19 protein-coding genes and 2 pseudogenes are annotated in these 21008 nt (G+C 72.7%); 4 read left to right on the top strand and 17 right to left on the bottom strand.

The features are described from left to right. Position 1 precedes the first annotated feature (1 nt). From fxlM to KME66_RS02590, 11 genes are all read right to left on the bottom strand, one after another. Positions 2–1297: a methyltransferase, FxLD system gene (gene fxlM, locus KME66_RS02640; RefSeq protein ID WP_216318472.1), complete on the bottom strand. Its 1296-nt coding sequence runs from the start codon at positions 1295–1297 to the stop codon at positions 2–4. Between the two features lie 103 nt (positions 1298–1400). Then, complete coding sequence (locus KME66_RS02635) at positions 1401–3341, bottom strand: ABC transporter ATP-binding protein (RefSeq protein ID WP_216318469.1); 1941 nt, start codon at positions 3339–3341, stop codon at positions 1401–1403. A gap of 235 nt (positions 3342–3576) precedes the next feature. Continuing rightward, on the bottom strand, positions 3577–3834 hold the full coding sequence (locus KME66_RS02630) for a hypothetical protein (protein WP_253208213.1): 258 nt from the start codon (positions 3832–3834) through the stop codon (positions 3577–3579). Between the two features lie 155 nt (positions 3835–3989). Further along, entirely contained in the window at positions 3990–4286 is a 297-nt protein-coding gene (locus KME66_RS02625; RefSeq protein WP_216318466.1) for an SHOCT domain-containing protein, read from the bottom strand. A gap of 27 nt (positions 4287–4313) precedes the next feature. Continuing rightward, on the bottom strand, positions 4314–4718 hold the full coding sequence (locus KME66_RS02620) for a DUF6325 family protein (protein WP_253208212.1): 405 nt from the start codon (positions 4716–4718) through the stop codon (positions 4314–4316). Positions 4719–4797: 79 nt separating this feature from the next. Continuing rightward, positions 4798–5202, bottom strand: coding sequence for an SHOCT domain-containing protein (locus KME66_RS02615; RefSeq protein ID WP_073223809.1), 405 nt, complete (start codon positions 5200–5202; stop codon positions 4798–4800). Between the two features lie 51 nt (positions 5203–5253). Beyond that, a complete protein-coding gene (locus KME66_RS02610) occupies positions 5254–5745 on the bottom strand; it encodes an NUDIX hydrolase (RefSeq protein WP_073223808.1) in 492 nt (163 codons plus the stop codon). Between the two features lie 117 nt (positions 5746–5862). Beyond that, the gene (locus KME66_RS02605; RefSeq protein WP_216318463.1) at positions 5863–6762 is read right to left on the bottom strand and encodes a hypothetical protein; all 900 of its coding nucleotides are present in this window, start codon (positions 6760–6762) and stop codon (positions 5863–5865) included. Then, a complete protein-coding gene (locus tag KME66_RS02600) occupies positions 6759–7772 on the bottom strand; it encodes an SPFH domain-containing protein (protein WP_216329036.1) in 1014 nt (337 codons plus the stop codon). Before KME66_RS02600 ends, KME66_RS02605 begins: the two co-directional genes overlap by 4 nt. A 69-nt stretch (positions 7773–7841) precedes the next feature. Beyond that, entirely contained in the window at positions 7842–8639 is a 798-nt protein-coding gene (locus KME66_RS02595) for an SDR family oxidoreductase (RefSeq protein WP_216318459.1), read from the bottom strand. A gap of 199 nt (positions 8640–8838) precedes the next feature. After that, positions 8839–9468 carry a TetR/AcrR family transcriptional regulator gene (locus tag KME66_RS02590; protein ID WP_216318456.1) on the bottom strand — a complete coding sequence of 210 codons (630 nt, stop codon included), beginning with the start codon at positions 9466–9468 and terminating at the stop codon, positions 8839–8841. A gap of 162 nt (positions 9469–9630) precedes the next feature. Between KME66_RS02590 and KME66_RS02585 the strand changes: the two are divergent. Beyond that, positions 9631–10350 (top strand): annotated as a pseudogene (locus KME66_RS02585) (phosphatase PAP2 family protein); the annotation flags it as partial. A gap of 473 nt (positions 10351–10823) precedes the next feature. Then, positions 10824–11786: a DMT family transporter gene (locus KME66_RS02580; protein WP_216318453.1), complete on the top strand. Its 963-nt coding sequence runs from the start codon at positions 10824–10826 to the stop codon at positions 11784–11786. 409 nt (positions 11787–12195) lie between these two features. Here KME66_RS02580 and KME66_RS02575 read toward each other — a convergent pair whose 3' ends face one another. Together KME66_RS02575 and KME66_RS02570 are read right to left on the bottom strand one after the other, a co-directional pair. Further along, complete coding sequence (locus KME66_RS02575; RefSeq protein WP_216318450.1) at positions 12196–12729, bottom strand: PadR family transcriptional regulator; 534 nt, start codon at positions 12727–12729, stop codon at positions 12196–12198. Between the two features lie 54 nt (positions 12730–12783). Further along, positions 12784–14799 (bottom strand): NADPH-dependent 2,4-dienoyl-CoA reductase, encoded by a 2016-nt coding sequence (locus tag KME66_RS02570; protein WP_216318447.1) that lies wholly within the window; start codon positions 14797–14799, stop codon positions 12784–12786. Between the two features lie 216 nt (positions 14800–15015). On the opposite strand from KME66_RS02570, the pseudogene KME66_RS02565 reads away from it, so the two are divergent. Beyond that, positions 15016–15542 (top strand): annotated as a pseudogene (locus KME66_RS02565) (DoxX family membrane protein). A gap of 500 nt (positions 15543–16042) precedes the next feature. On the opposite strand, the gene KME66_RS02560 reads toward KME66_RS02565, so the two are convergent. The 3 genes from KME66_RS02560 to KME66_RS02550 all read right to left on the bottom strand — a co-directional run bounded on the left by KME66_RS02560 (position 16043) and on the right by KME66_RS02550 (position 19368). Continuing rightward, positions 16043–18130 carry an MMPL family transporter gene (locus KME66_RS02560; RefSeq protein ID WP_216318444.1) on the bottom strand — a complete coding sequence of 696 codons (2088 nt, stop codon included), beginning with the start codon at positions 18128–18130 and terminating at the stop codon, positions 16043–16045. A gap of 114 nt (positions 18131–18244) precedes the next feature. Then, complete coding sequence (locus KME66_RS02555; protein WP_216318441.1) at positions 18245–18745, bottom strand: MarR family winged helix-turn-helix transcriptional regulator; 501 nt, start codon at positions 18743–18745, stop codon at positions 18245–18247. A gap of 44 nt (positions 18746–18789) precedes the next feature. Then, the gene (locus tag KME66_RS02550) at positions 18790–19368 is read right to left on the bottom strand and encodes a fasciclin domain-containing protein (protein ID WP_073223797.1); all 579 of its coding nucleotides are present in this window, start codon (positions 19366–19368) and stop codon (positions 18790–18792) included. Between the two features lie 175 nt (positions 19369–19543). On the opposite strand from KME66_RS02550, the gene KME66_RS02545 reads away from it, so the two are divergent. Beyond that, on the top strand, positions 19544–20386 hold the full coding sequence (locus KME66_RS02545) for a DUF1206 domain-containing protein (RefSeq protein ID WP_216318438.1): 843 nt from the start codon (positions 19544–19546) through the stop codon (positions 20384–20386). Here KME66_RS02545 and KME66_RS02540 read toward each other — a convergent pair. Beyond that, positions 20371–20913 (bottom strand): DUF4383 domain-containing protein, encoded by a 543-nt coding sequence (locus tag KME66_RS02540; protein ID WP_073223882.1) that lies wholly within the window; start codon positions 20911–20913, stop codon positions 20371–20373. The genes KME66_RS02545 and KME66_RS02540 overlap by 16 nt on opposite strands. Positions 20914–21008: the final 95 nt, after the last annotated feature.

The raw sequence follows: 21008 nt of genomic DNA, 5'->3' as shown, positions 1-21008 counted from the left end.
TTCATTCGGCGTTGCGGCTACCGTCGCAGCTGCGACGGACAGGAGCGCCGGGCGTGACGGGCCAGTCCACGGTGATGCGGGTGTGCTTCTTGGCGAACACGTGCGGTGAGTGTTCGGCGCCCGCCGGAGCACGATGGGGAGCAGGGCGGGCGGTGATCAGGGGGCAGCGGGCGCCGCGATGATTGCGCTGCCAGATCTCTACCTGCTCGGCCATCTCCGCGGCGGCGGCGTGGCCTTGGTCGCCGTATCCGTGGACGACGAACTCGTGCCGCCCCTTGCCGTCCTCTCCGTCGCCGATGCGCTCATGGGCCAGCCGGGCGAGCGAGGCGCCGCGGACGACCGCGGCGGCCGGCCAGTGCGGGGGCGGAGGGTCGAGGACCTGGTGGCCGCCGCCGGGGTCGGCCTCCAGGCGGCAGAAGCCGGGCAGGGCACCGGCGAGGTAGAGCATGAGGAGGTCGAAGGGTTCCTGGCCCCCGACCGTGATGCCGGTACGGGTGACGGCGGGGCGGCGGGTGAGGGACGGGGCGAGTTGGTCCACGGACTGCGGCGTGCCGTCTTCCCAGAAGAGGCTGACTCCGGTGTCGTGGATGCTGCGGCGGTTGGGGTTCCAGGCGCCGGCGCCCTGCATGGCGACGAAGCCGCAGACGACGAGCGGCTCGTCGCTGTGCAGCGCCCCCTTCTCCTTGGTGAAGCCGATGGCCCAGTGGTAGCCGTGCAGGCGCAACGGCGCGACGAGTCGGCCGCCGTCGGCCAGCGCGTCGATCCAGGGCAGGTCCCAGGTGTCGACGGTGACCACGATGGCGTCGAATCCGCCCGCCGGCACCACCCCGGGCGGCAGTTGCTCGGCGTCCGCGGTGACCACACTGACGTTGTCGTATCCGGCCTCGGGCAGAAAACGGATGGCCCTCCCGGTCACGGCCGGATCGATGTCGAGGGTGGTGACGTGACCGGCCGGACCGGCGAGTTCGGCGATCAAGGCGGCGTTGTATCCGCCGGAGCCGATCTCCAGGACCCTGTGGCCGGGCTGGATACGGGCGGCTTCGAGCATGCCGGCCTGCAGCCAGGGAGCGGAGAGGGAGCTGGTGATGGTGCCGTCGCCGAGGTGCCGGGTGGCGACGATGTCGTCGGCGTACGCGGCGGCGAGGGGTACCTCGGGGGCGAAGAGGTGCCGCGACACGGTGCGGAAGGCGCGCTCCACCGCGGCGGAGCGGATGTGGTTGTGGGCGCGGAGTTGCTCGACGAGCTGGTGGCGCAGGTCGCCCGCGTCGCGGATCCCGCTGGTCGGTGAAGTCGTCACGGTATTCCTTCTGGGGGTCGTCCCGGACGGTTGGTGCGGAGGGAGGGTCGGCAGCGGGGCGGTCTGCCTGCCCGGCAGAACGACGGCCCGGGCCGGGCGGGGGTCAGGGAGTGTCGCCGCTCATCCGGCGCTGTAGCTCCCACAGGGTTCGGAACAGTCCCGGCTGCTGGGTGAGCTGTGCGTAAGTGCCTTCCTGGACGATCCGTCCCTGGTCCAGGACCACGATCCGGTCGGCGACGGCCACGTTGGTGAGCCGGTGGGTGATCAGCAGGATCGCGCGGTCCTTGGCCAGTTCGCGCAGCCCGGCGAAGATCCGGTGCTCGGCGCGGGCGTCGAGGGCGGCCGTCGGCTCGTCCATCACCAGCAGCGCCGCCCGCCGGTGGAACGCTCGGGTGAGGACCAGGCGCTGCCACTGCCCTCCGGAGAGCTGCTGCCCGCCGAACCATTCGCTGGTCAGAAGAGTGTTGAGGCCCGAGCGGAGTCCGGGAAGCATCTCTGCGGCGCCGGACGCCTCGCAGGCGGCGAGCAGGGCGGCGTCACTGGTGTCGCCCTGGCCGAAGGTGACGTTGTCGCGCATCGTCAGCGGCAGGTAGGTGAACTTCTGCGGCACCAGGGCGACGTGCTCCCACGACCCCCACGGGGCCAGGTCCGCTGTGGAGGCGTGGTCCCAGGCCACATGGCCCTCGGTGGGCAGCAGCAGTCCGCACAGCAGACGCGAGAGGGTCGTCTTGCCGGAGCCGTTCTCCCCGACCAGCGCCACGATCTCGCCGCGCCGCACGTGCAGGGACACGCCGCTCAGGCTGTCCGTGGGGGCACCGCCGTAGCGGTAGGTGACATCGCGGACCTCGAAGCGCTCCGGGGCTGCGGCGACCGGCTCGGTGCCGCGAGAGTCGGTCATGGCCTGGCCATGGGCGTTGTCGAGGAAATTCTGCCAGTCCTGCACGTACCAGCCGGTGCGCACCAGGCGGGCCCCGCCGTTGATGATGCCGCGCACCGAGCCGGTGGCGGTCTGCAGGGCGAAGACGGCCCCGCCGCCCGCGGCCAGGCTCATCCGCCCCGAGGCCAGGAGCCACAGCAGCGCCGCCCACACCGCGACCGAGGCGATCCCGCCGGCCAGGGCTCCGGCCAGCCCCATCCAGGCACCGGTGTTCGCGGCCTTGCGCTCGGCCGCGTTGACCGAGGCGGCCAGCTGCCGGTACCGGCCGATCAGGAAGGGACCGGCCAAGCAGGCGCGCATCTCCTCGCCGGCTTCCTGATAGGCCATGTGCCAGCGCAGTTTGCCCAGCATCCGGCGCCGCCCGGAGGTCTCCAGGCCGGCGAGGTAGATCACGCGGGCGGAGCGCACGTAGGCGTCGGCCTGCGGCAGGCAGGCGAGGAAGAGAAGGGGGAGGAGCAGGGGGTCGAGGACGGTCAGGACCGTGGCGCCGGCCGCGAGCGTGGCGGTGGCGCCCAGGACGTCCTGTGCTTCTTCGACGAGGTCGGGGGTGACCTGCGCGCCGCGGTCGGCGATGTCGTAGGCGTCGTTGTAGCCGGGCTTGTTGTTGGCGGCCAGTTCCGCGCCGAGCGCGGCCTCGACCATCGTCAGCTCCGCGGCCCGTCCGAGCACCGGGCGCAGACGGTTGGTGAGCCAGACGACGGCGATACCCAGCAACGCCCGCAGGCCGGCGGCGCTGGCGACGACGGCCAACTGCGGGGCGGCGTCCCACAACCGCTCGGTGATGTCGCCCGAGGAGATCAGTGCCGTGATCGTGCCCGTGACGGCGAGGAGGCCGAGGGCCGCGAGGACTCCGGTTCCGGTCTGGCAGACGATCAGGCCGATCGTCGCCAGGCGGTCCACGCGCCAGGCCATCTGCAGTGAGCGCCGCACGAGTGTGGGCAGCCGCCGTGCCATGGTGCGGGAGGTCAGCTGGGAGCCGGCCTGGAGCCTCGACTCGTCGCGGTAGAGGTACTCCTCTGCTCGAACACCGGATTCCTGCGCTTCGTTGTCCGGCGTGGTTCGTTCGGGTGGTCGCGGCGGCTGGTCCTGGGTAATGGCCGAGGTCATCGTTCCCCCTGGGGTGGTCGCTGCGGCTGCGTCGTGAGGTCCAACGACGCGGCTGCGATATCGAACACACGTCATTCGGTCGTGCTGGGAAGGGCGCAGTTCCCTGTGTCTGCGGACCTGGCAGGTGTCCGATCCCTGGTCCGGCTTGGAGCGGCTGCGGGCGGGAAGTGGCCGAAACGCCGACACCGCCAAACCGTGGGGGCGGTACGCCGGGTGACCACGGGGCGACCTCTGCTCACCGGGACCCGGATCGGCCTGCGGCAGCCTGTTCGCCGTTCCGGAGAAATCCGGAACGGCCCTTGACCTTGAGGCTCATGAGGACGGAGGCCCCACCGCCCCCGTCCACGGCGTCCAGCAGAGCGGCGTCCACACGGACCGGTGGGCCCGTGCCGGCGACGGCGGGCGGCGCACCGATCAGCAGGCCCGCGGCGGTGAGCGCTGAGGCCGCCGTCCCTGCGGCGGCTCCGCGCCGGGGCGATCGAGACAGGCGCATGGGGATGCCCTCCAGAGACGTACGGGGGAGTCCGGATGCCAGGAGGGCATTGTTACTCGGGCATGACAAGCCCGGGGGAAGCAGAGGCGGGAGCGGGTCGGCCGTACCGGGGGAGTGCACGGGCCGCGGCGCCGGAACCGGCGCCGCGGCGGTGTTCAGGACCCCAGAATGCGGGCCTTCTCGGTGGCGAACTCCTCCTCGGTGAGGAGCCCTTGGTTCTTCAGGTCGGCGAGCTGGGTCAGCTGGGCGACCCGGTCCGGCCCCGCCGGTGCGGAGGAAGCCGGGGCCGGGCCTGGCGCCGGGGTCGGCGGCATCTGCGGGGTCCGGGCGGCTTCCCGGCGCCGCAGGCCACGCTCCTCCACACGGTTGGAGACCGCGGTGGCGGTGCCCGAGATGACAGCGGTACGGGCGATGGTGCCCAGCAGGCCGGGTCGTCCGAATCGTTGAGGCATGACTGGCCGTCTCCTTCGTCCTGTGGGTCAGTCGCCGTCGAGCGCCGCGACCGCTTCGACGACGGCGTCACGCGGGATCCGCTCCAGCATCACCAGCCGGCCCGCGGATCCCCGGACCGCCGCCGACAGCTGTGCGGCCCACGTGTTCTCCCAGGCCACGACGAGTGCGGACGACTCCTCCGTGAGGGAGTCGGAGACCGTCCGCAGGTCCTCGTCGCTGAGCAGGTCGAACTGGACGTCCGTGACCTGCCCCAGCGACGCGGAAACCTCCGCGTCGGTGAGTTCCAGCACGGCGACCGAGCCGTCACCGGCCTTCGAGACGAAGGCCAGGTCGAGAATCCGCACCGTGCCGTTCTGCTGCAGTTCCCGGAGCGCGGGAACGATTCGGCCGTCGAACCGGTTGCCGTCGAAGGCCATGACGGCGACGTCCACGGGGCCGACGGTGTCGGCTTGGAGGCCACGGGGCACGAGCAGTCCGCCTTTCCTGGAACGAGATGGCGCAAGCCCGGACTCAGGCGAGCAGTTTCGCCTTCGCCTGTTCGTACTCCTCGGCGTTGATCGCGCCCTTGTCCTTCAGCTCGGCGAGTTTCGCCAGGTCGTTCACGTGGCCGCTGCTGCCCGAGCCGCCCTCCGTTCCGGCGGCCCGGCGTACGTAGTCGCGGAACGCGGCCTCGGAGTCCTTCGCGAGCTTCTCGTCGCGCTCGTGCATGCTGCGTCCGCGGACGATGAGGTAGATCAGCACGCCCACATAGGGCAGCAGGATGACGAGGACCAGCCAGCCCGCCTTGGCCCAGCCGTTCAGCGAGTGGTCCCGGAAGAGGTCGGTGATCACCTTGAACAACAGGAAGAACCACATGACCCACAGGAACAGGTACAGCATGGTCAGGAAGAGGTTCAGCAGCGGGTAATCGTCCATGGGCCTACTCCGATCGCGCGGATGGTCCCTTATTCATACAGCTGGTCCGATTCATCCGCATCCGGCGATCCGCAGAACGTGTGCCGGCGGGTGGCTGATGCCCAGCTCCGGCCGCCAGGCCGCCAGGATCTGTGCCGACGGGTCGAACAGCGGTGCCGGAAGTTCCTCGGGGGCGGTCCACCGCCAGGTGCTGATCAGGTGCGGCTCGGTCACCTCGGGCTCCCCCGAGGCGAGCCGTACGACGGCCGCCATGCTGATGCGGTTGATTCCGCCGATCACGTCGTGCACCATCGCGACGATGTCCACGGACGCTTCGTCGACGACCAGGCCCGTCTCCTCGCGCAGCTCCCTCACCGCCGCCGCGGCGATCGACTCGTGTGTCGCGTCGACCTTTCCGCCCGGCAGCTCCCATGTACCGCTGTGATGCCGCCCCAGCAGAACGCGCCCTCGGCCGTCCTCGACGATCACCCCGACTCCCAGGGCTGCCTGGGCGACGGGCGGGCGGGTGTTGCGGGCGGGCTCGGTGACGGGGTCGGCCGACATGGTGCTGGTTCTCCGCTCTCCGGTGCGTTGGTGTGCGGTACGTGTACGAGGGTGCGTGCGGTACGCGTACGGGGGGGCGTGCGGACCACCGTAGCGACACCGCCGGGCCGGGCGCGCTCAGATCACCAGGCGCAGCGACCTCTCCGCGACGCCGAGCCGTACGCTCTGACCCCAGGTCAGCTCCAGGGCGTCGGACTCCATCCCGTCACCGAAGGCCACGAGCCGGTCCGACTCCACGGTCAGCCGCAGTCCCTGCCCCCGTGCCAGTTCGCCCGCCACCCGCGAGGTTCCGGTCGCCGGGGACGGCCAGGCCTCGCGCACGAACCACAGGAGGCGCGCGTCGCACGGCCCGGGCAGCGGCAGCGAGCTGCCGCGCTCCAGCCACAGCGAGCGGAGCCAGCCGGTGGCGCCCGTGCCGGTGCCGACCAGGACACCGGAGGAGGCCTGGGCCTCGCCGGGGCCGCTCCCGCCGTCCTCGTCCAGGCGGTAGCGGGCCGTCTGGTGGCCGGACGGCCCGAGATAGATCTCGTTGAGAGCGAGGAGACGCTGCGTGTCGTCGGCGACGGCCTCGACCATGGTCAGCTCCTCGGCCCGGCCGCCCGCCGTGGCCGCGGCGCGCAGCAGGGCCGCCGCGTCGGTGTGGCGGTGGCGGACCAGTACGCCGGGATTGCGCCCCGGGGCGGTGTCGATGCCCACCACCGGCTGTCCGGACAGGTACTTCGCGGTGTTGGCGACCAGGCCGTCCTGGCCGACCACGACCACCACGTCCTCAGGGGCGAACAGGAAGCGGTCCAGGTCGGCCCGTTCCACCCGGGTGGAACGCCAGGTGAGCGGCACCGCGGCCGCCACCTCCCGCAGCGCCCGCCGGGTGTCCTCGTGACGGCGGGCCACCTCGTCGATCGAGCGGCCCCGGCCGGCCAGGAAGAACGCGGCCTGCCCGTGCGTCCCGTGCCGGGCGAGCAGCTCCTCGTACTCCGTCCGCCGGTGGACGAGCACGGCCCGGGGCGCCAGGCTCATGCTCCTGCACCGCCTTCCGGGCGGCCGAGCCTGGCCAGCAGCCCGGTGAGGACGTCGGGGGAGAGGGTGAGGTTCTCGATGCGCGGCAGGTTCTCCGCGAGCCGGGTCGCCGCCAGGGCGTGCAGCGTGGCCGGATCGGTCTCGCCGTGCACCCGCAGCCAGGCGGCCTGTGCCTCGGACCGGGCTCCGCCCGTCTCGCGCGCCGCCTCGGCCTCGGCCCGGGCCAGGCGCACCGTGCGGGCCGCCTCCGCCTCGGTCCGTACGCCGTCGGCCGCGGCCTTCTCCTCGGCCTCGCGGCGGGCGTTCGTGCCGCGCTGGTCGACCAGCTGCTCCTCGCGCCGGGCCAGTTCGATCCGGCTCGCCAGCTCGTTCTCGGCGATGGCGCGCTCACGCTCGACGGCCACGGCGCGCCGTTCGTAGGTGGCCCGGTCCGCCTCCTGCTGGATCTGCTCGCGGGCAGGGGTGCGCAGGGCGCGCTCGACCTCGGCCTCGGGCCGGATCGCGACGACGCGTACGGCCACCACGTCGATTCCGGTGGCCGGGAGGCGGGGCTCGGCGGCGAGACCGGTGGCGACCCGTTCGCGTACGGCGGCGACACCGTCGACCAGTGCCGCGGCCAGCGGGGTGCGGGTCAGGACATCGAGGGTGTGCTGCTGCGCGGTCTCGGTCAGGAGGGTGGCGATCTGCTCCAGCGGTGCGCCCCGCCAGCTGCCGCTGTCCGGGTCGACCGAGAAGTCCAGCCGGTTCGCCGCCTCGGCCGGATCGCTGATCCGGTAGGTGACGGTGGCCTGCACGGTGACGTCCTGGAAATCGGCCGTACGGGCGTGGAACGCCATGGCCAGCTCCCGGTCGTCGACCGGCACCTCGGAGAGTGCCGCCGACAGCGACCGGTACCAGAAGCTGAGGCCCTGGCCGTCGTGGGCGAGCTTGCCGCGCTTGTGGTGGCGGACATGGGCGGTGGGCGCGGAGCGCAGATGGCGCCAGCCGAAGCGCCGGGTGATGTCGGCCATGATGGGGACCCCCTTGGATTTCGTCATAGCGACGATAAGGGGTGTCCGTCATAAGAGTCAAGGTGACTATTAATGAGGTGTGGGGTGGTGGAAGGTCGCGTATCTGGCCGGGATCTCGCCGCCTCCGTGCACGGCGAGGTCGGCGCCGTTGACGTACGAGGAGAGGTCGCAGGCCAGCCAGAGGCATGCTCGCGCCACGTCGTCCGGCGCCGCGAGCCGCCCCATCGGGACGATGCCCGCCATCGCCCTCCCGGCCTCCCCGTCGCCGTCCCCGTACGGCGTGGCGGCGTTTCCGGTGCGGATGGGGCCCGCCGTGATGTGGTTGACCCTGACCCGTGGCGCCCATTCGAGGGCCAGGGCCCGGGTCAGCCCGAGCAGGCCCGCCTTGGCGGCGGAGTAGGCGGCGGTCCCCGGCTGCGGATCGCGGGCGGAGACGCTGCCGATGTTGATGACGCTTCCGCCGTCCGGCTGCTCCCGCATCACCAGGTTCGCCGCCTGGGCCGTGTAGAAGGGGGCGAGGAGGTTGAGCGCGACCACTTTCTCCACGAAGCGCGGCGAGGCCGTCGCCGCGTCGGCGTCCGGGGAGCCTCCGGCGTTGTTCACCAGGGCGTCCAGTCGCCCGAACCGCTCCGCGGTGGCCGCGACGACATTCGCCGCCGCCGCCGGGTCGCGCAGATCCGCCGCCCGGAAGGCCGCCTCGCGCCCGTCCGCCCGGGGCAGGGCGGCCGGTGCCGAGCGCCCGCAGACCATGACGTCCGCGCCGCTCGCCAGGAAGGCTCTCGCGATCGCGGCCCCCAGGCCCCTGGTGCCCCCGGTGACGAGCACGGCCTGCCCGGTGAAGTCCATCGCGCGGTACTGGTCGCCCATGGTCGGCCCTCCTCCGGGGAACCTACCAAACGATTGTTTGGTGCGATAGGGAGGTCAGCGGCGCGAAAGGACGGGGAAGCGCGGCCGGCCGGTGACCTCCGCAGAGGTCACCGGCCGGCCGGGAGGTGCGCCGCCCCCGTCCCCACGGTGCGGCGCGGGTGGACCGTCCCCATCCGCTGGGACGGGCGGTCCACGTCTGTCAGGACTCCGGCGCTCCGGCCGTGAGTCCGAGGCCCGGGAGGACCGCCCGCTCGACGAACCGGGTCAGGTAGGCGGCGTCGGCGTAACGTCCCTCCAGCAGCGGCCGGGCGCGCAGCACGCCGAGCAACTGGGCCGCCACGAACTCGGCCGCCGGAAGGTCCGCCGCGATCTCGCCGCGCTCCTGGCCCCGCCGGACCATCGCGTCGATCGCCGCGACCTCCGGCAGGATCAGTGCCTCGCGCAGCGCGCACAGCAGCTCCGGGCTCTGCAGCGCGGCATGGCTGAGGGCGTGCATCAGCGGGGTGTCGCTCCCCGAGGCCTCGCCGATCGCCCGCGCGGCCTCCAGTAGGTCCCCGGCCAGCGTTCCCGTGTCGATCCTCGGCAGCCGCATCCGCCGGGTGCCGTGCAGCGCGGCCACCACGAGCTCCGGCTTGGAGCCCCACTGCCGGTAGAGCGTCGACTTCCCGCACCGGGTGCGGGAAGCGACGCCCTCCATCGTCAGCGACTCGTATCCGCTCTCCCGCAGCAGCTCCAGTACCGCCGCGTACAGCTCCTGCGCCCGCTCCGGTGTGATCTTCGACCGGGGGGACGAGAGAGCTGACTCCGGCGGGGAATCGGGCGACGGCATGGGCTGTACCTCCAGCGGCGGTGCGGCGAGGTTCTCGATACGCCAGTGTACCGATACGCACGTGTACCGATACGACGCCGTATCGGTACACTGGCGTATCGATACGGCGTGGATCGACAGGACCGGGCCGTCCGCTACCGCTTCGCATCCAAGGGGGCACGGGTGAGACTCGCCCGCACCGAGCCCACGGACCAGGAGCCGGACATACGTGCCCGACCGCCCCTCGTCCGCGAGTTCCTTCTCGTGGCCGGACTCTTCCTGGCCTACAAGTTCGGCCGCCAGGCCGCCAACGGCCATGTCGAGGAGGCGTTCCGCAACGCGGGGAGCGTCTGGAACCTCGAACGCGCTCTGCACCTCCCCGGCGAAGGCGCCGTCCAGGGGCTGCTGCTGCACAGCCCGCCCCTGATCCACGCGGCGAACACCTACTACGCCGCCGTGCACTTCCCGGCCACGGCCCTCTTCCTGGTCTGGCTCTACTGGCGCCGGCCCGTCCACTACGTCCGGTCGCGCCGCGTGCTCGCGGCCCTCACCGCCGCGGCCCTGGCGCTGCACCTGCTGTTCCCGCTGGCCCCGCCCCGGATGCTCCCGGCCGCCGGGCTCGTCGACACCGGACAGGTCTACGGCCCGACGGTGTACGGGCGGACTCCGGCGACCGACACGATGGCGAACCAGTTCGCCGCGATGCCCTCGCTGCACGTCGGCTGGGCCGTGATGGTCGCCCTCGGGCTGATCGCCGCCACCCGTTCCCGGTGGCGCCTGCTGTGGCTGCTGCACCCGGCGCTCACCCTGTTCGTCGTGGTGGGCACGGCGAACCACTACTGGCTCGACGCGATCGTCGTCGTGGCCCTGCTCGCCGTCGCCCTGGCCGCGTTCCGGCTTCCGCACGCCGCCCGAACCGCTCCGGCGCGGCTGCCGGGGCCGGGTGCGTGGGGGAGCGACGAAGGGGCTGCCGTACCGGCGTACGGGGGTGGCGCGCGCCGCGCGGCCTCCGGGGTGCGTGCGGGTGGTGGGCGGACTGCGGGCTCCGGGGCGTCAGCGGCCCCCGCAGCGCGTGCGGATGGCGGGTCGCCTGCGGGCTCCGAGGCGTCTGCGGCTCCCGGGGCGTACGAGAGTGAAGGGCGACCTGTGACCTCCGAGGTGTCGGTGGCTTCCGGGCCGCGCGCGGGTGGTGGGTGGCCTGCGGGTTCCGAGGCGTCTGCGGCTCCCGGGGCGTACGAGAGTGAAGGGCGATCTGCGACCTCCGAGGTGTCGGTGGCTTCCGGGCCGCGCGCGGGTGGTGGGCGGACTGTGGGGTCCGAGGCGTCGGTGGCCTCCGCGACGCCCGTGGGGCATGTGGGGCACGTGGGGGGTGCGCGATGAACGCCACCCTGCTCGCCGTCGCGCTCTCCCTCGTCTCCGCCGCCGCCTATGCGGCCGCCGCCGTCGCGCAGTCCCGGCTCGCCGCCCGTACCGACCCGGGCACCGGAGTCCTGCGGATGCTGGGCCGGGGCGCCTGGTGGTCGGCGGTCGGCCTCAACGCCGCGGGCGCGCTGCTGCACGTCGCCGCGCTCAACTACGGCCCGCTCACCCTGGTCCAGCCCCTGGGGGCGCTCAGCCTCGTCGTCGCCGTGCCGCTCGGAGCCCGCGCCGCCGGACGCCGGGTCGGCCGCATCGAGTGGCGGGGCACCGCCCTGACCCTGCTCGGCCTCGGCGCGCTGCTGCTCACCGCGGGCGGCTCCGCCCCGCACGAAACGCTCACCCTCCCCGAGGCCCTCGCGGTGGGCGCGGCCACGATGGCGGTCGTCGCCGGGCTGAGCCGGCCCGGGGCCCGTCCGGGGCTGCGGCACGCGGCGGCGTCCGGGATCACCTCCGGCGTCGCCTCGGCGCTCACCCAGACCCTCACCGTCGCCGTCACCGACCACTCCGGCGGCCCGCTGTTCAGCTGGCGGCTGCTGACGGTGGCGCTGCTCGTCTCCGCCTTCGCGATGGGCGGCCTGCTGCTGTCCCAGACCGCGTACCGGGGCGGGCTCGGCGCACCGCTCGCCGTGGTCACCCTCGCCAATCCGGTCGCCGCCGCCGCGATCGGTCTGGCCCTGCTCGGTGAGCGCCTCCAGGGCGGGCCGGTCAGCCTGCTGCTCGCCCTCCTCGGTACGGCGGCGGCCGCGCGCGGGGTGGTCCTCCTCAGCCGGGCCCAGGCGCGGAACGCTGAGCCGGGGCAGGCGCCCGAGGGCCCCGCGCCCCTGGAGCCGGTGCCCTCGCGGGTCGTCGTCGGCAGCCCTCGTCCCGCGGCCGTGCCGGAACCCGCGGCGCTCCGGACGGGCGGTGCGCCGCACCCGTAGCGCGGGCGGTACGCATTGGGTGCCGGGCGGCCCACGTGACGCGGGTGTGCCGCACCTGTGATGCCGGGCCGTGTGTGCGTGACGGGGTGCGCCGCACCGGTGAGGCGGGGCCGCACCTGTGACGTGGGGCCGCACCTGTGACGTGGGGCCGCACCTGTGACGTCGGGCCGCACCTGTGACGTCGGGCCGCAGGGGAGTGCCGGGTCGCACCCTCCTGACGCCGGGCCGTGCGCGCGTGACGGGGTGCGCCGCACCCGTGAGGCGGGGCCGCAGGTGGAGCGCCGGGCGCCATGTGGAGCGTCGGGCCGCGCCCGTGACGCGGGGGCGCACGTGGAGCGTCGGGCCGCACCCGTCCGACGTCGGGCCGCGCGTGTGGCGCGGTGCGCCGCGCCCATGACGTTCCGTCCGGTCAGGCGGTGTCCAGGTCCGCGATCGCCCGGGTCAGCCAGCGAATCCAGAACGTCTCCAGGTCGATGCCGCCCCGCAGCACCAGATGCCGCAGCCGCCCCTCGTCGGTCGTCGGCGGTGGAGTGAAGTCCCGCTGCTCGATCTCCTGGTACTCGGCCAACTGCCCCTCGTGCAGCGCGAGGTGGCGGCGCAGCTCCTCTCCCATGCCGTGCGTCCCGACGACCGCGGCCGCCCGCATCCGCAGCAGCAGCGGATCGCGGACCGGCCGGGGGTCCTCGGGGAGCGCCACCCAGGCCGCCAGTTCCTCGCGGCCCGCGGGCAGCACCTCGTACTCCTTCTTCTGCCCTCGGGCCGGCACCGCCGTGGGCAGCGCCCTGATCCGTCCGGCCTGCTCCAGCTTGCCCAGCTCGCGATAGATCTGCTGGTGGGTCGATGACCAGAAGTAGCCGATCGACCGGTCGAACCTGCGGGTCAGTTCCAGACCCGAGGACGGCTTCTCCAGCAGGGCGGTGAGAATCGCGTGCGGCAGTGACATGACCTGCATCCTAGGGACGGGGGCGCGCGGTGGTGCGGGCTCCCGCGGGCCGGTTCAGAGCGTGGCGGCCAGCTCCGTGCCCTGGCGGATGGCGCGCTTCGCGTCCAGCTCGGCCGCCACGTCCGCGCCGCCGATCAGATGGACCGGGATGGTCCCCGCGCTCAGCTCCTCGTACAGCTCGCGGCGCGGCTCCTGGCCCGCGCACAGCACGACCGTGTCGACCGCCAGCACCCGCCGCTCACCGTCGACGGTGAGGTGGAGCCCCTCGTCGTCGATGCGGTCGTACGAGGCTCCCGCGATCATCTCGACGCCCCGGTGGCGCAGTTCGGTGCGGTGGATCCAGCCGGTCGTCTTGCCGAGCCCGGCGCCGACCTTGGTCGTCCGGCGCTGGACCAGGTGGACCCTGCGCGGCGACGTGGGGCGCTCGGGGGCGCGCAGCCCGCCGCGCTCGGCGTACGCCGTGTCCACCCCCCACTGCCGGAAGAACGTGTCCGCGTCCAGACTCGCCGCGTCGCCACCGTCGGTCAGGAACTCCGCGACGTCGAAGCCGATGCCGCCCGCGCCGATGATCGCGACCCGGTCGCCGACCGGCGCTTCGTCGCGCAGCACGTCCAGGTAGCTCACGACGTTCGGGTGGTCCGTGCCGGGGATCGCCGGGGTACGCGGCTCGACGCCGGTGGCCAGCACGATCTCGTCGAAACCGGCCAGGGCCGCGGTGTCGGCCCGAGTGGACAGCCGCACCTCCACGTCCAGCTCCGCCAGCCGCGTTCGGAAGTAGCGCAGCGTCTCGTCGAACTCCTCCTTGCCCGGCACCCGGCGGGCCACGTTGAGCTGGCCGCCGATCTCGTCGGCCGTGTCGAACAGGGTCACCGCGTGCCCCCGCTCGGCCGCCGTCACCGAGCACGCGAGGCCCGCAGGACCCGCGCCGACCACGGCGACGCGTTTGCGGCTCCGGGTCGGGCCGATCACCAGCTCGGTCTCGTGGCAGGCCCGCGGGTTGACCAGGCAGGAGGTGATCTTCAGGCTGAAGATGTGGTCCAGGCAGGCCTGGTTGCAGCCGATGCACGTGTTGATCGCGTCCGGCCGGCCCGCCGCCGCCTTCGCGACGAACTCCGGGTCGGCGAGGAACGGCCGGGCCATCGAGACCATGTCCGCCCGGCCGGAGGCGAGGATCTCCTCGGCGACCTCGGGTGTGTTGATGCGGTTGCTCGTCACCAGCGGTACGGAGACCGCGCCGCGCACCTTCTCGGTCACCCAGCTGAACGCGCCGCGCGGCACGGAGGTGGCGATCGTGGGGATCCGCGCCTCGTGCCAGCCGATGCCGGTGTTGATGATCGTCGCGCCCGCCGCCTCGATCTCCCGCGCGAGCGTCACGACCTCGTCCAGTGTCGAGCCGCCCGGCACCAGGTCCAGCATGGAGAGCCGGTAGATCAGGATGAAGTCGTCGCCGACCCGCTCGCGCACCCGGCGCACGATCTCGACGGGGAAGCGGATGCGGTTCTCGTAACTGCCGCCCCAGCGGTCGGTGCGGTGGTTGGTCGCCGAGACGATGAACTCGTTGATCAGATAGCCCTCGGAGCCCATGATCTCGACGCCGTCGTACCCGGCGAACCGCGCCAGCTCCGCCGCCCGGACGAACTCCTCGACGGTCTCCTCGACCTGCTCGTCGGTGAGCGCGTTCGGGACGAACCCGCTGATCGGGGCCTGGATCGCGCTCGGGGCCACCAGATCCGGGTGGTGCGCGTAGCGGCCGAAGTGCAGGATCTGCATCGCGATCCGGCCGCCCGCGGCGTGCACCGCCGAGGTGATCTCCCGGTGCTGCTCCGCCTCCGCCTCGGTCGTCATCTTGGCGCCGCCGGGGAAGGAACAGGCCCGCTCGCTGGGGGCGATGCCGCCGGTGACCATCAGCCCGACGCCGCCCCGGGCGCGCTCGGCGTAGAAGGCGGCCATCCGCTCGAAGCCGCGCTCGGCCTCTTCCAGACCGATGTGCATCGATCCCATGAGCACCCGGTTGGGCAGGGTGGTGAACCCGAGGTCCAGCGGGCTCAGCAGGGTCGGGTAGGGGCTCATCCGGGATCTCCTCCGCACGGGGTCGTCGCGTCAGTTGTAGACCACCCCGAACCGCTTATGCAACAAGTTGCACAATGATCTGCGTCGCATGGCGGGAGCTGCGGCATCGGGCCCGTTCCCCGTACGGCGTAGTCGGCCGCGCCCGCCGACCGCGTGCCGACGAGAGTGGGAGCCGTATCCCCGACCCTTCGCCCATCCCTCGCCCCGGGAGTCCTCATGGTCAGCTTCAACCGGCGTGATCTCGGTCTGCTCGCCCTGCGCGTCGGCACCGGCGCGGTGCTCGCCGCCCACGGCAGTCAGAAACTCGCCGGGTGGTTCGGCGGCGGCGGCATCCAGGGCACCACGGCGGCCATGGAGGCCATGGGTTTCCACCCGCCCAAACACAGCGCGGTGGCCGCCGGGCTGGGTGAGGCGGGCGGCGGCGCGCTGCTGGCCCTGGGCCTCGCCACCCCGGCGGCGGGCGCGGCGGCGGCCGGGCGATGGCCGGTGCGGTGGCCGTCCACGCCCCGGCGGGCTTCTTCGCCCAGGGCGGCGGCTACGAGTACCCGGCCTTTCTCGGCTTCACCGCGGCGGCCATCGGCCTGACCGGTCCCGGGCGCTACTCGCTGGACCATGTCACCTGTCATGTGTTCGACCGGCCGTGGATGGTCGCGCTGGCCTTCGCGGGCAGCGCGGCCGCGGCCGCCGCGGTGGTCGGCCGGCGGGCGAAGGGGCGGGCGGAGCGCGAGGAGGAGACCTCCTGACGGGGGGATCCGTCCCGGGCAGCCGATCCGCCCCCGGCCGCCGATCCGCCCCGGGCCGCTGATCCGTCGGGTGCGGCCCAGCCCGCCTCTGCGGGCGATCCCGCCCGCGCTGCCGACCTCTCCCGCGCCGCCGATCCCGCCGGGCCACCGGCCTTTTCCGGGCCGCTGATCCGTCCCGGGGCGCCGGTCCCGCCGGGGCCGCCGATCCGTCGCACGCTGCCTACCCGGCCCGTGCCGCCGATCCGTCCAGGCCGCCGGCCTTGCCCCGCGCCGCCGGTCCCGCCAGGGCTGCCGATCCGTCCCGCGCCACTGATCCGGCAGGCTTCGGTCCGGGACCCGTGTCGGCGCACGGTCGCGGCGCTACGCCGAGGCAGCGCGGCGTCGGTCCGGCCGGGCGCGCTCCCGCGCCCGGCCGGGACAGCCTCCGAGAGGCTGGCGGCGCTCTTCGGACCCGGGCCGCCGGGCGCCCGGGGACGAGCCGCGCCGGCCGAGAGGCCCTCTCAGGACCGCTCGCGGCTCAGCGCCCCCGGCCACCACGCCTTCGGCCCGATGTCCCGCACCAACGCGGGGACGAGCAGCGACCGGACGACCAGCGTGTCCAGCAGGACGCCGAAGGCCACGATGAACGCGATCTGGACCAGGAACGCCAGCGGGATCACCCCCAGCGCCGCGAAGGTGGCCGCCAGGACGACGCCCGCCGAGGTGATGACCCCGCCGGTCGTGGTCAGCCCGCGCAGGATGCCCTCCCGGGTGCCGTGGCGCAGCGACTCCTCCCGGACCCGGGACATCAGGAAGATGTTGTAGTCGACGCCCAAGGCCACCAGGAACACGAATCCGTACAGCGGAACCGACGAATCCGTGCCGCTGAAGCCGAACACGTGCGTGAAGACCAGCGAGGAGATGCCCAGCGTGGCGAGGAAGTTCAGCGCCACGGTCGCCACGAGCAGCACCGGCATCAGCAGCGACCGCAACAGGAAGACCAGGATCACCAGGATGATCGCCAGCACCACCGGCACGATCAGCGTGCGGTCGTCCTCGGCCGTGCGCTGGGTGTCGTACTGCTGCGCGGTGTAGCCGCCGACCAGGGCGTCCGATCCCGGTACCGCGTGGACCGCGGTGCGCAGGGCGGCCACCGTCTCCTTGGCCCCGTCGCTGTCCGCCGCGTCCTGAAGGGTCGCGTCGATACGGACCTTGCCGTCGACGACGAGGGGTTCGCCGCCCGGCCGTCCGCCCGCGCTCACCGGAGCGGCCGAGGCCACCCCGTCGGTACGCTCGGCGGCCTCGGTCACCTCGGACAGGCGGTCCGCCGCGGCGATGATCACCGCCGGGTTGCCGGAGCCGCCGGGGAAGTGCTCGCCCAGCGTCTCCTGGGCGGCCACGGACGGCGCGTCGTTGACGAAGATCTCGTCCAGCGGCACACCCTTGGAGGTGAGCGTCGGGGCGAACGCGGCACAGGCGATCAGGGCCGCCAGCGTGATCGCCCAGACCTTGCGCGGGGCCCGATCGACCAGGGCCGCGACCTTGTGCCAGACGCCGTTGCCACCGGACACCTGCTCGTCCGCGGGCTTGGGCTTCGCCGGCCAGTAGGCGGCCCGGCCGAGCAGTACCAGTGCGGCGGGCAGGAAGGTGAGGGCGCTCAGGACCGAGCAGACGATGCCGATCGCGCCCACCGGACCGAGGGCCCGGTTGTTGGTGAGGTCGCTCAGCAACAGCGCGAGCAGGCCCGCCGCGACGGTCGCGGCGCTCGCGGTGATCGGGCCGAACGACTCGCGCAGCGCGACGCGCATCGCGGCGAAACGGTCGCCGTGGACGCCGAGTTCCTCCCGGAACCGGGCCGTGAGCAGCAGCGCGTAGTCCGTCGCCGCGCCGATCACCAGGATCGACAGGATGCCCTGCACCTGACCGTCCACGCGCACGATGTCGTGGTCCGCGAGGACGTAGACGATCGCGCAGGCCAGCCCGAGGGCGAAGACCGCGCCGAGGATGATGACGAAGGGCAGCAGCACACTGCGGTAGACCAGCAGCAGGATGATCAGCACCGTGATCAGGGCGACCCCGAGCAGCAGCCCGTCGATGCCCGCGAAGGCGTCGGACAGATCAGCCTGGCTGGCGGCCGGTCCCGCGAGCTGGACCGTCGTGCCGGACACCGACGCGCCGGCCCGGTCGACCTCCTCCAGCACGGCCGGCAGTTCGTCCCCGAGATCCGGACTCAGCTGCACGATGCCCTGGAGCGCGAGGCCGTCCTCGGAGGGCAGCGCGGGGGAGGGGGTGCCGACGACGCCCTCGTCCCCGGCGAGCGAGGCGAGGGCCCCGGTGGCGGCCTCGCGCTGCTCGTCGTTCACCGGGGCGTCCGTTCGCTCCGACGTCCACACGAGGATGACCGGCAGGGTCTCGTTCTGCTGGAACGCCTTCTGGGCCTCGATGACTTGTGTGGACTCGGCGTTCTGGGGCAGGAAGGCGGCCTGGTCGTTGGTGGCGACCTCGCCGAGCTTTCCGGCGTACGGTCCGAGCCCGCCGCCGATGCCGAGCCAGGCGATCAGCAGGACGACGGGGACCAGCCAGCGGACCGACCGTGCAGGGGTGGGCATGTCTCTCCCGAGGGGTGGAGATGTCTCATCGGTCAACAATCTCAATTGTTGAAATAGATTACGCGACGACTCTCCGGGGATCACCCATGGGGGTGGTGCACGGGGTGGAGATCCTCAGCGGCGCGTCGGGGGGAGCCCGGCCAGTTCCTCGTTCATCGCGGCGAGGAAGCGCAGCACGGTCGACAGTTCGCTGTCGCTGAAGCGCGCCCTGGCCCGCGCCGTGGCTTCGGCGAGCGGCATGAAGTAGTCCCGGGCGACGGTCCGGGCGCTCGGCTCGTAGTACACGTGCACCACTCGGCGGTCGGCGCTCTCCCGGGCCCGGCGGATGTGCCCGGCCCGCTCCAGGCGGTCCAGGCAGGCGGTCACCGCACCCGAGGTGAGCCCCAGATGGTCCCGCAGAGCCCCCGGCGTCAGGGGCGACGCGGCGTCGAGGATGGCCCCGAGCGCGCTCACGTCCGTGGGGTGCAGATGCTGGTTCGCCGCGAAGCCGTGGGCCATCCGGTTGATCTCGCCGTTCATCCGGCGCAGCTCGACGGCGAAGGCCTGGAGGTCTGCGAGCGGCGCCTCGGAATCCGAGGCGCCGCTCCGGGTCGTTCGGTCGTCGGCGTGGCTCACGCCTTCAGCGTATAGAACCCCCGCTCAGGGGTGCCGCGGTGTCCCTAGGACGGCGGCATCAGCACCGTGTCGACGAGATTCACCGTGGCGTTGGCCGTCGGCACGTTGCCACAGACGATCTTCGAGGAGTCGTTCACCGTGAACTCGGTACCGGAGCCCTTCGTGGTGAGGTCGCTCCCCTCCAGCGTCTTGAAGGTGCCGTCCTCCATCTGCTGCGTCGTGATCTTCTCGCCCACCACGTGGTAGGTCAGCACCTTGGTGAGCTGGTCCTTGTCGTTGAGGAGGGCTTCCAGATCGGCCTGCGGGATCTTCTCGAACGCGGCGTTGGTCGGCGCGAACACCGTGATGTCCTCCGCGTTGTTGAGGGTGTCGACCAGGTCGGCCTGCTTCACCGCCTCGACGAGGGTGGAGAGCTCGGGGTTGTTGGACGCGGCGGTGGCGACCGGGTCCTTCGCCATGCCCTCCAGGCTGCCCGCGCCCTCCTCCGGTACGGAAGCGCAGGCGGGACCGTAGGGTTCGGCCGGGGTCTGCGCCTGTGCCTGCGGAGCGAAGAACGCCAGGGAGGCGGGAAAGGCGAGGGCCGCGGCGGCCGCCGCTGTGCGCTGCAGACGGGTGATCGTCATGATGTCTCCTCCGGCGATCGAGGGGGGGGCTGACACCGTCGCCCCCGCGGGTCTTCTCCGTCCTCTCCACGCTGACGTGCTCCGGCCCGCCCCGCCCGCCGCGTCGATTCTGCGTCGAAACCGCGCCCGGGGCCGGTCCGGCATTGATCCGCGGGACGGGGGCATCCGGCATGACATGAAGAGCCGTTCGGTATCAGCGCAGGGACGTGGCCAGGCACGGCGTGCCGCCAACAGCAATGCCATGGAGGCGGCGGGCCGTGCCGGGTTCGCCGCCCGCGGGGTGATCTACGTACTCGTGGGGTTGCTCGCCCTGCGGATCGCGTTCCCCGGCGGAGACGCGAAGCAGGCCGACCGGGGCGGGGCGGTCGCGGAGATATCCGAGAAGCCCTTCGGCACGGTTCTCCTGTGGGTGCTGGGCGCGGCCGTCGCGGGCATGGCGCTCTGGCGACTGTCCGAAGCACTGTTCGGCGGGGCCGGACCCGACGAGCACAAGCCCGGCAAGCGGGCCATGGCGGGGGGCCGCGCGGTGTTCTACACCTTCGTCGCCTACTCCGTGCTGTCCTTCGCCGCCGGGGACTCCGGCAGCGGAGGCGGCTCGTCCGACCAGCAGTCGCAGGACATCACGGCCAAGGCGCTCGGCTGGCCGGGCGGTCAGTGGATCGTCGGGATCGGCGGCGCCGTGGTGGCCGGTGCGGGACTCTGGATCGCGGTCCGGGCCATCATGCGCAAGTACCACAAGCACCTGAAGCTGTCGGAGATGTCCCGTCGGGTCCGCCGGGCCGTGGACGTCACCGGGGTGTTCGGCGGGTCGGCGCGCGGCAGCGTCTTCGCCGCGGCGGGCGCGTTCGCCATCGCCGCCGCCGTCGAGCACGAGCCCGACAAGTCCAAGGGGATGGACGACACCCTGCGCTCCTTCGCCGATACCCCGGTCGGCCCGTGGCTGCTGGTGCTCATCGCCCTCGGACTGGTCGCCTTCGGCGTGTTCTCCTGGTTCAACGCCCGTTATCGCAAGGTCTGAGCCGATCCGCCCCGGAGCGGGCCGCCCGCCACCGCCCTGCTGCGGGCGGCGGCTTCGCGCGCGGCCTGCTCGGGGTGGCGGCGCTGCCAGTACGGGTTGTCGTGCGGCAGGCCGCCGGTCACCCGGCCGTACATCCCGAACGTGAGGATCAGCAGCCCCATCACGAAGCTGAAGATGACGTTCGGCATGCTGAAGTCCAGGATGTTCGCGGACCGGTCCAGGATGAACAGGTGGACGAAGCCGCTCAGCAGGAAGAGCGCTCCGACGATCATGTTCACCGTGGAGGCGACGTTGCCGCCCAGCGCCGCCCCGGTGATCAGCACCGCGCCGACGAGCAGGGAGATCAGACTGAGGAGCCCGTTGGACGAGAGTCCGGCGATCTGGCTGCCGTTCGTGTCGAAGAAGCTCAGCTGATCCGCGAAGCCGAGGGCCCCGAACACCATCAGGATGACCCCGCAGAGGCCCGCACCGATCCGGTACACCGTCGCCAGCCGGTGATCGACGGGGAGCTCGTCGCTCAGTTTCATGACCGTCTCCACTCTCGTGTCGTTCCTGCTCCGGTGTCTCAGGGAACCGCTCGGGGCACCGCCGGACAACGTGCGTCGCTTTTGCGTCGTATGGT

Origin of the sequence: Streptomyces sp. YPW6 (genome assembly GCF_018866325.1) — a bacterium.
Taxonomy (GTDB): Bacteria; Actinomycetota; Actinomycetes; order Streptomycetales; family Streptomycetaceae; genus Streptomyces.
This window is presented reverse-complemented; position numbering and strand designations above follow the sequence as displayed.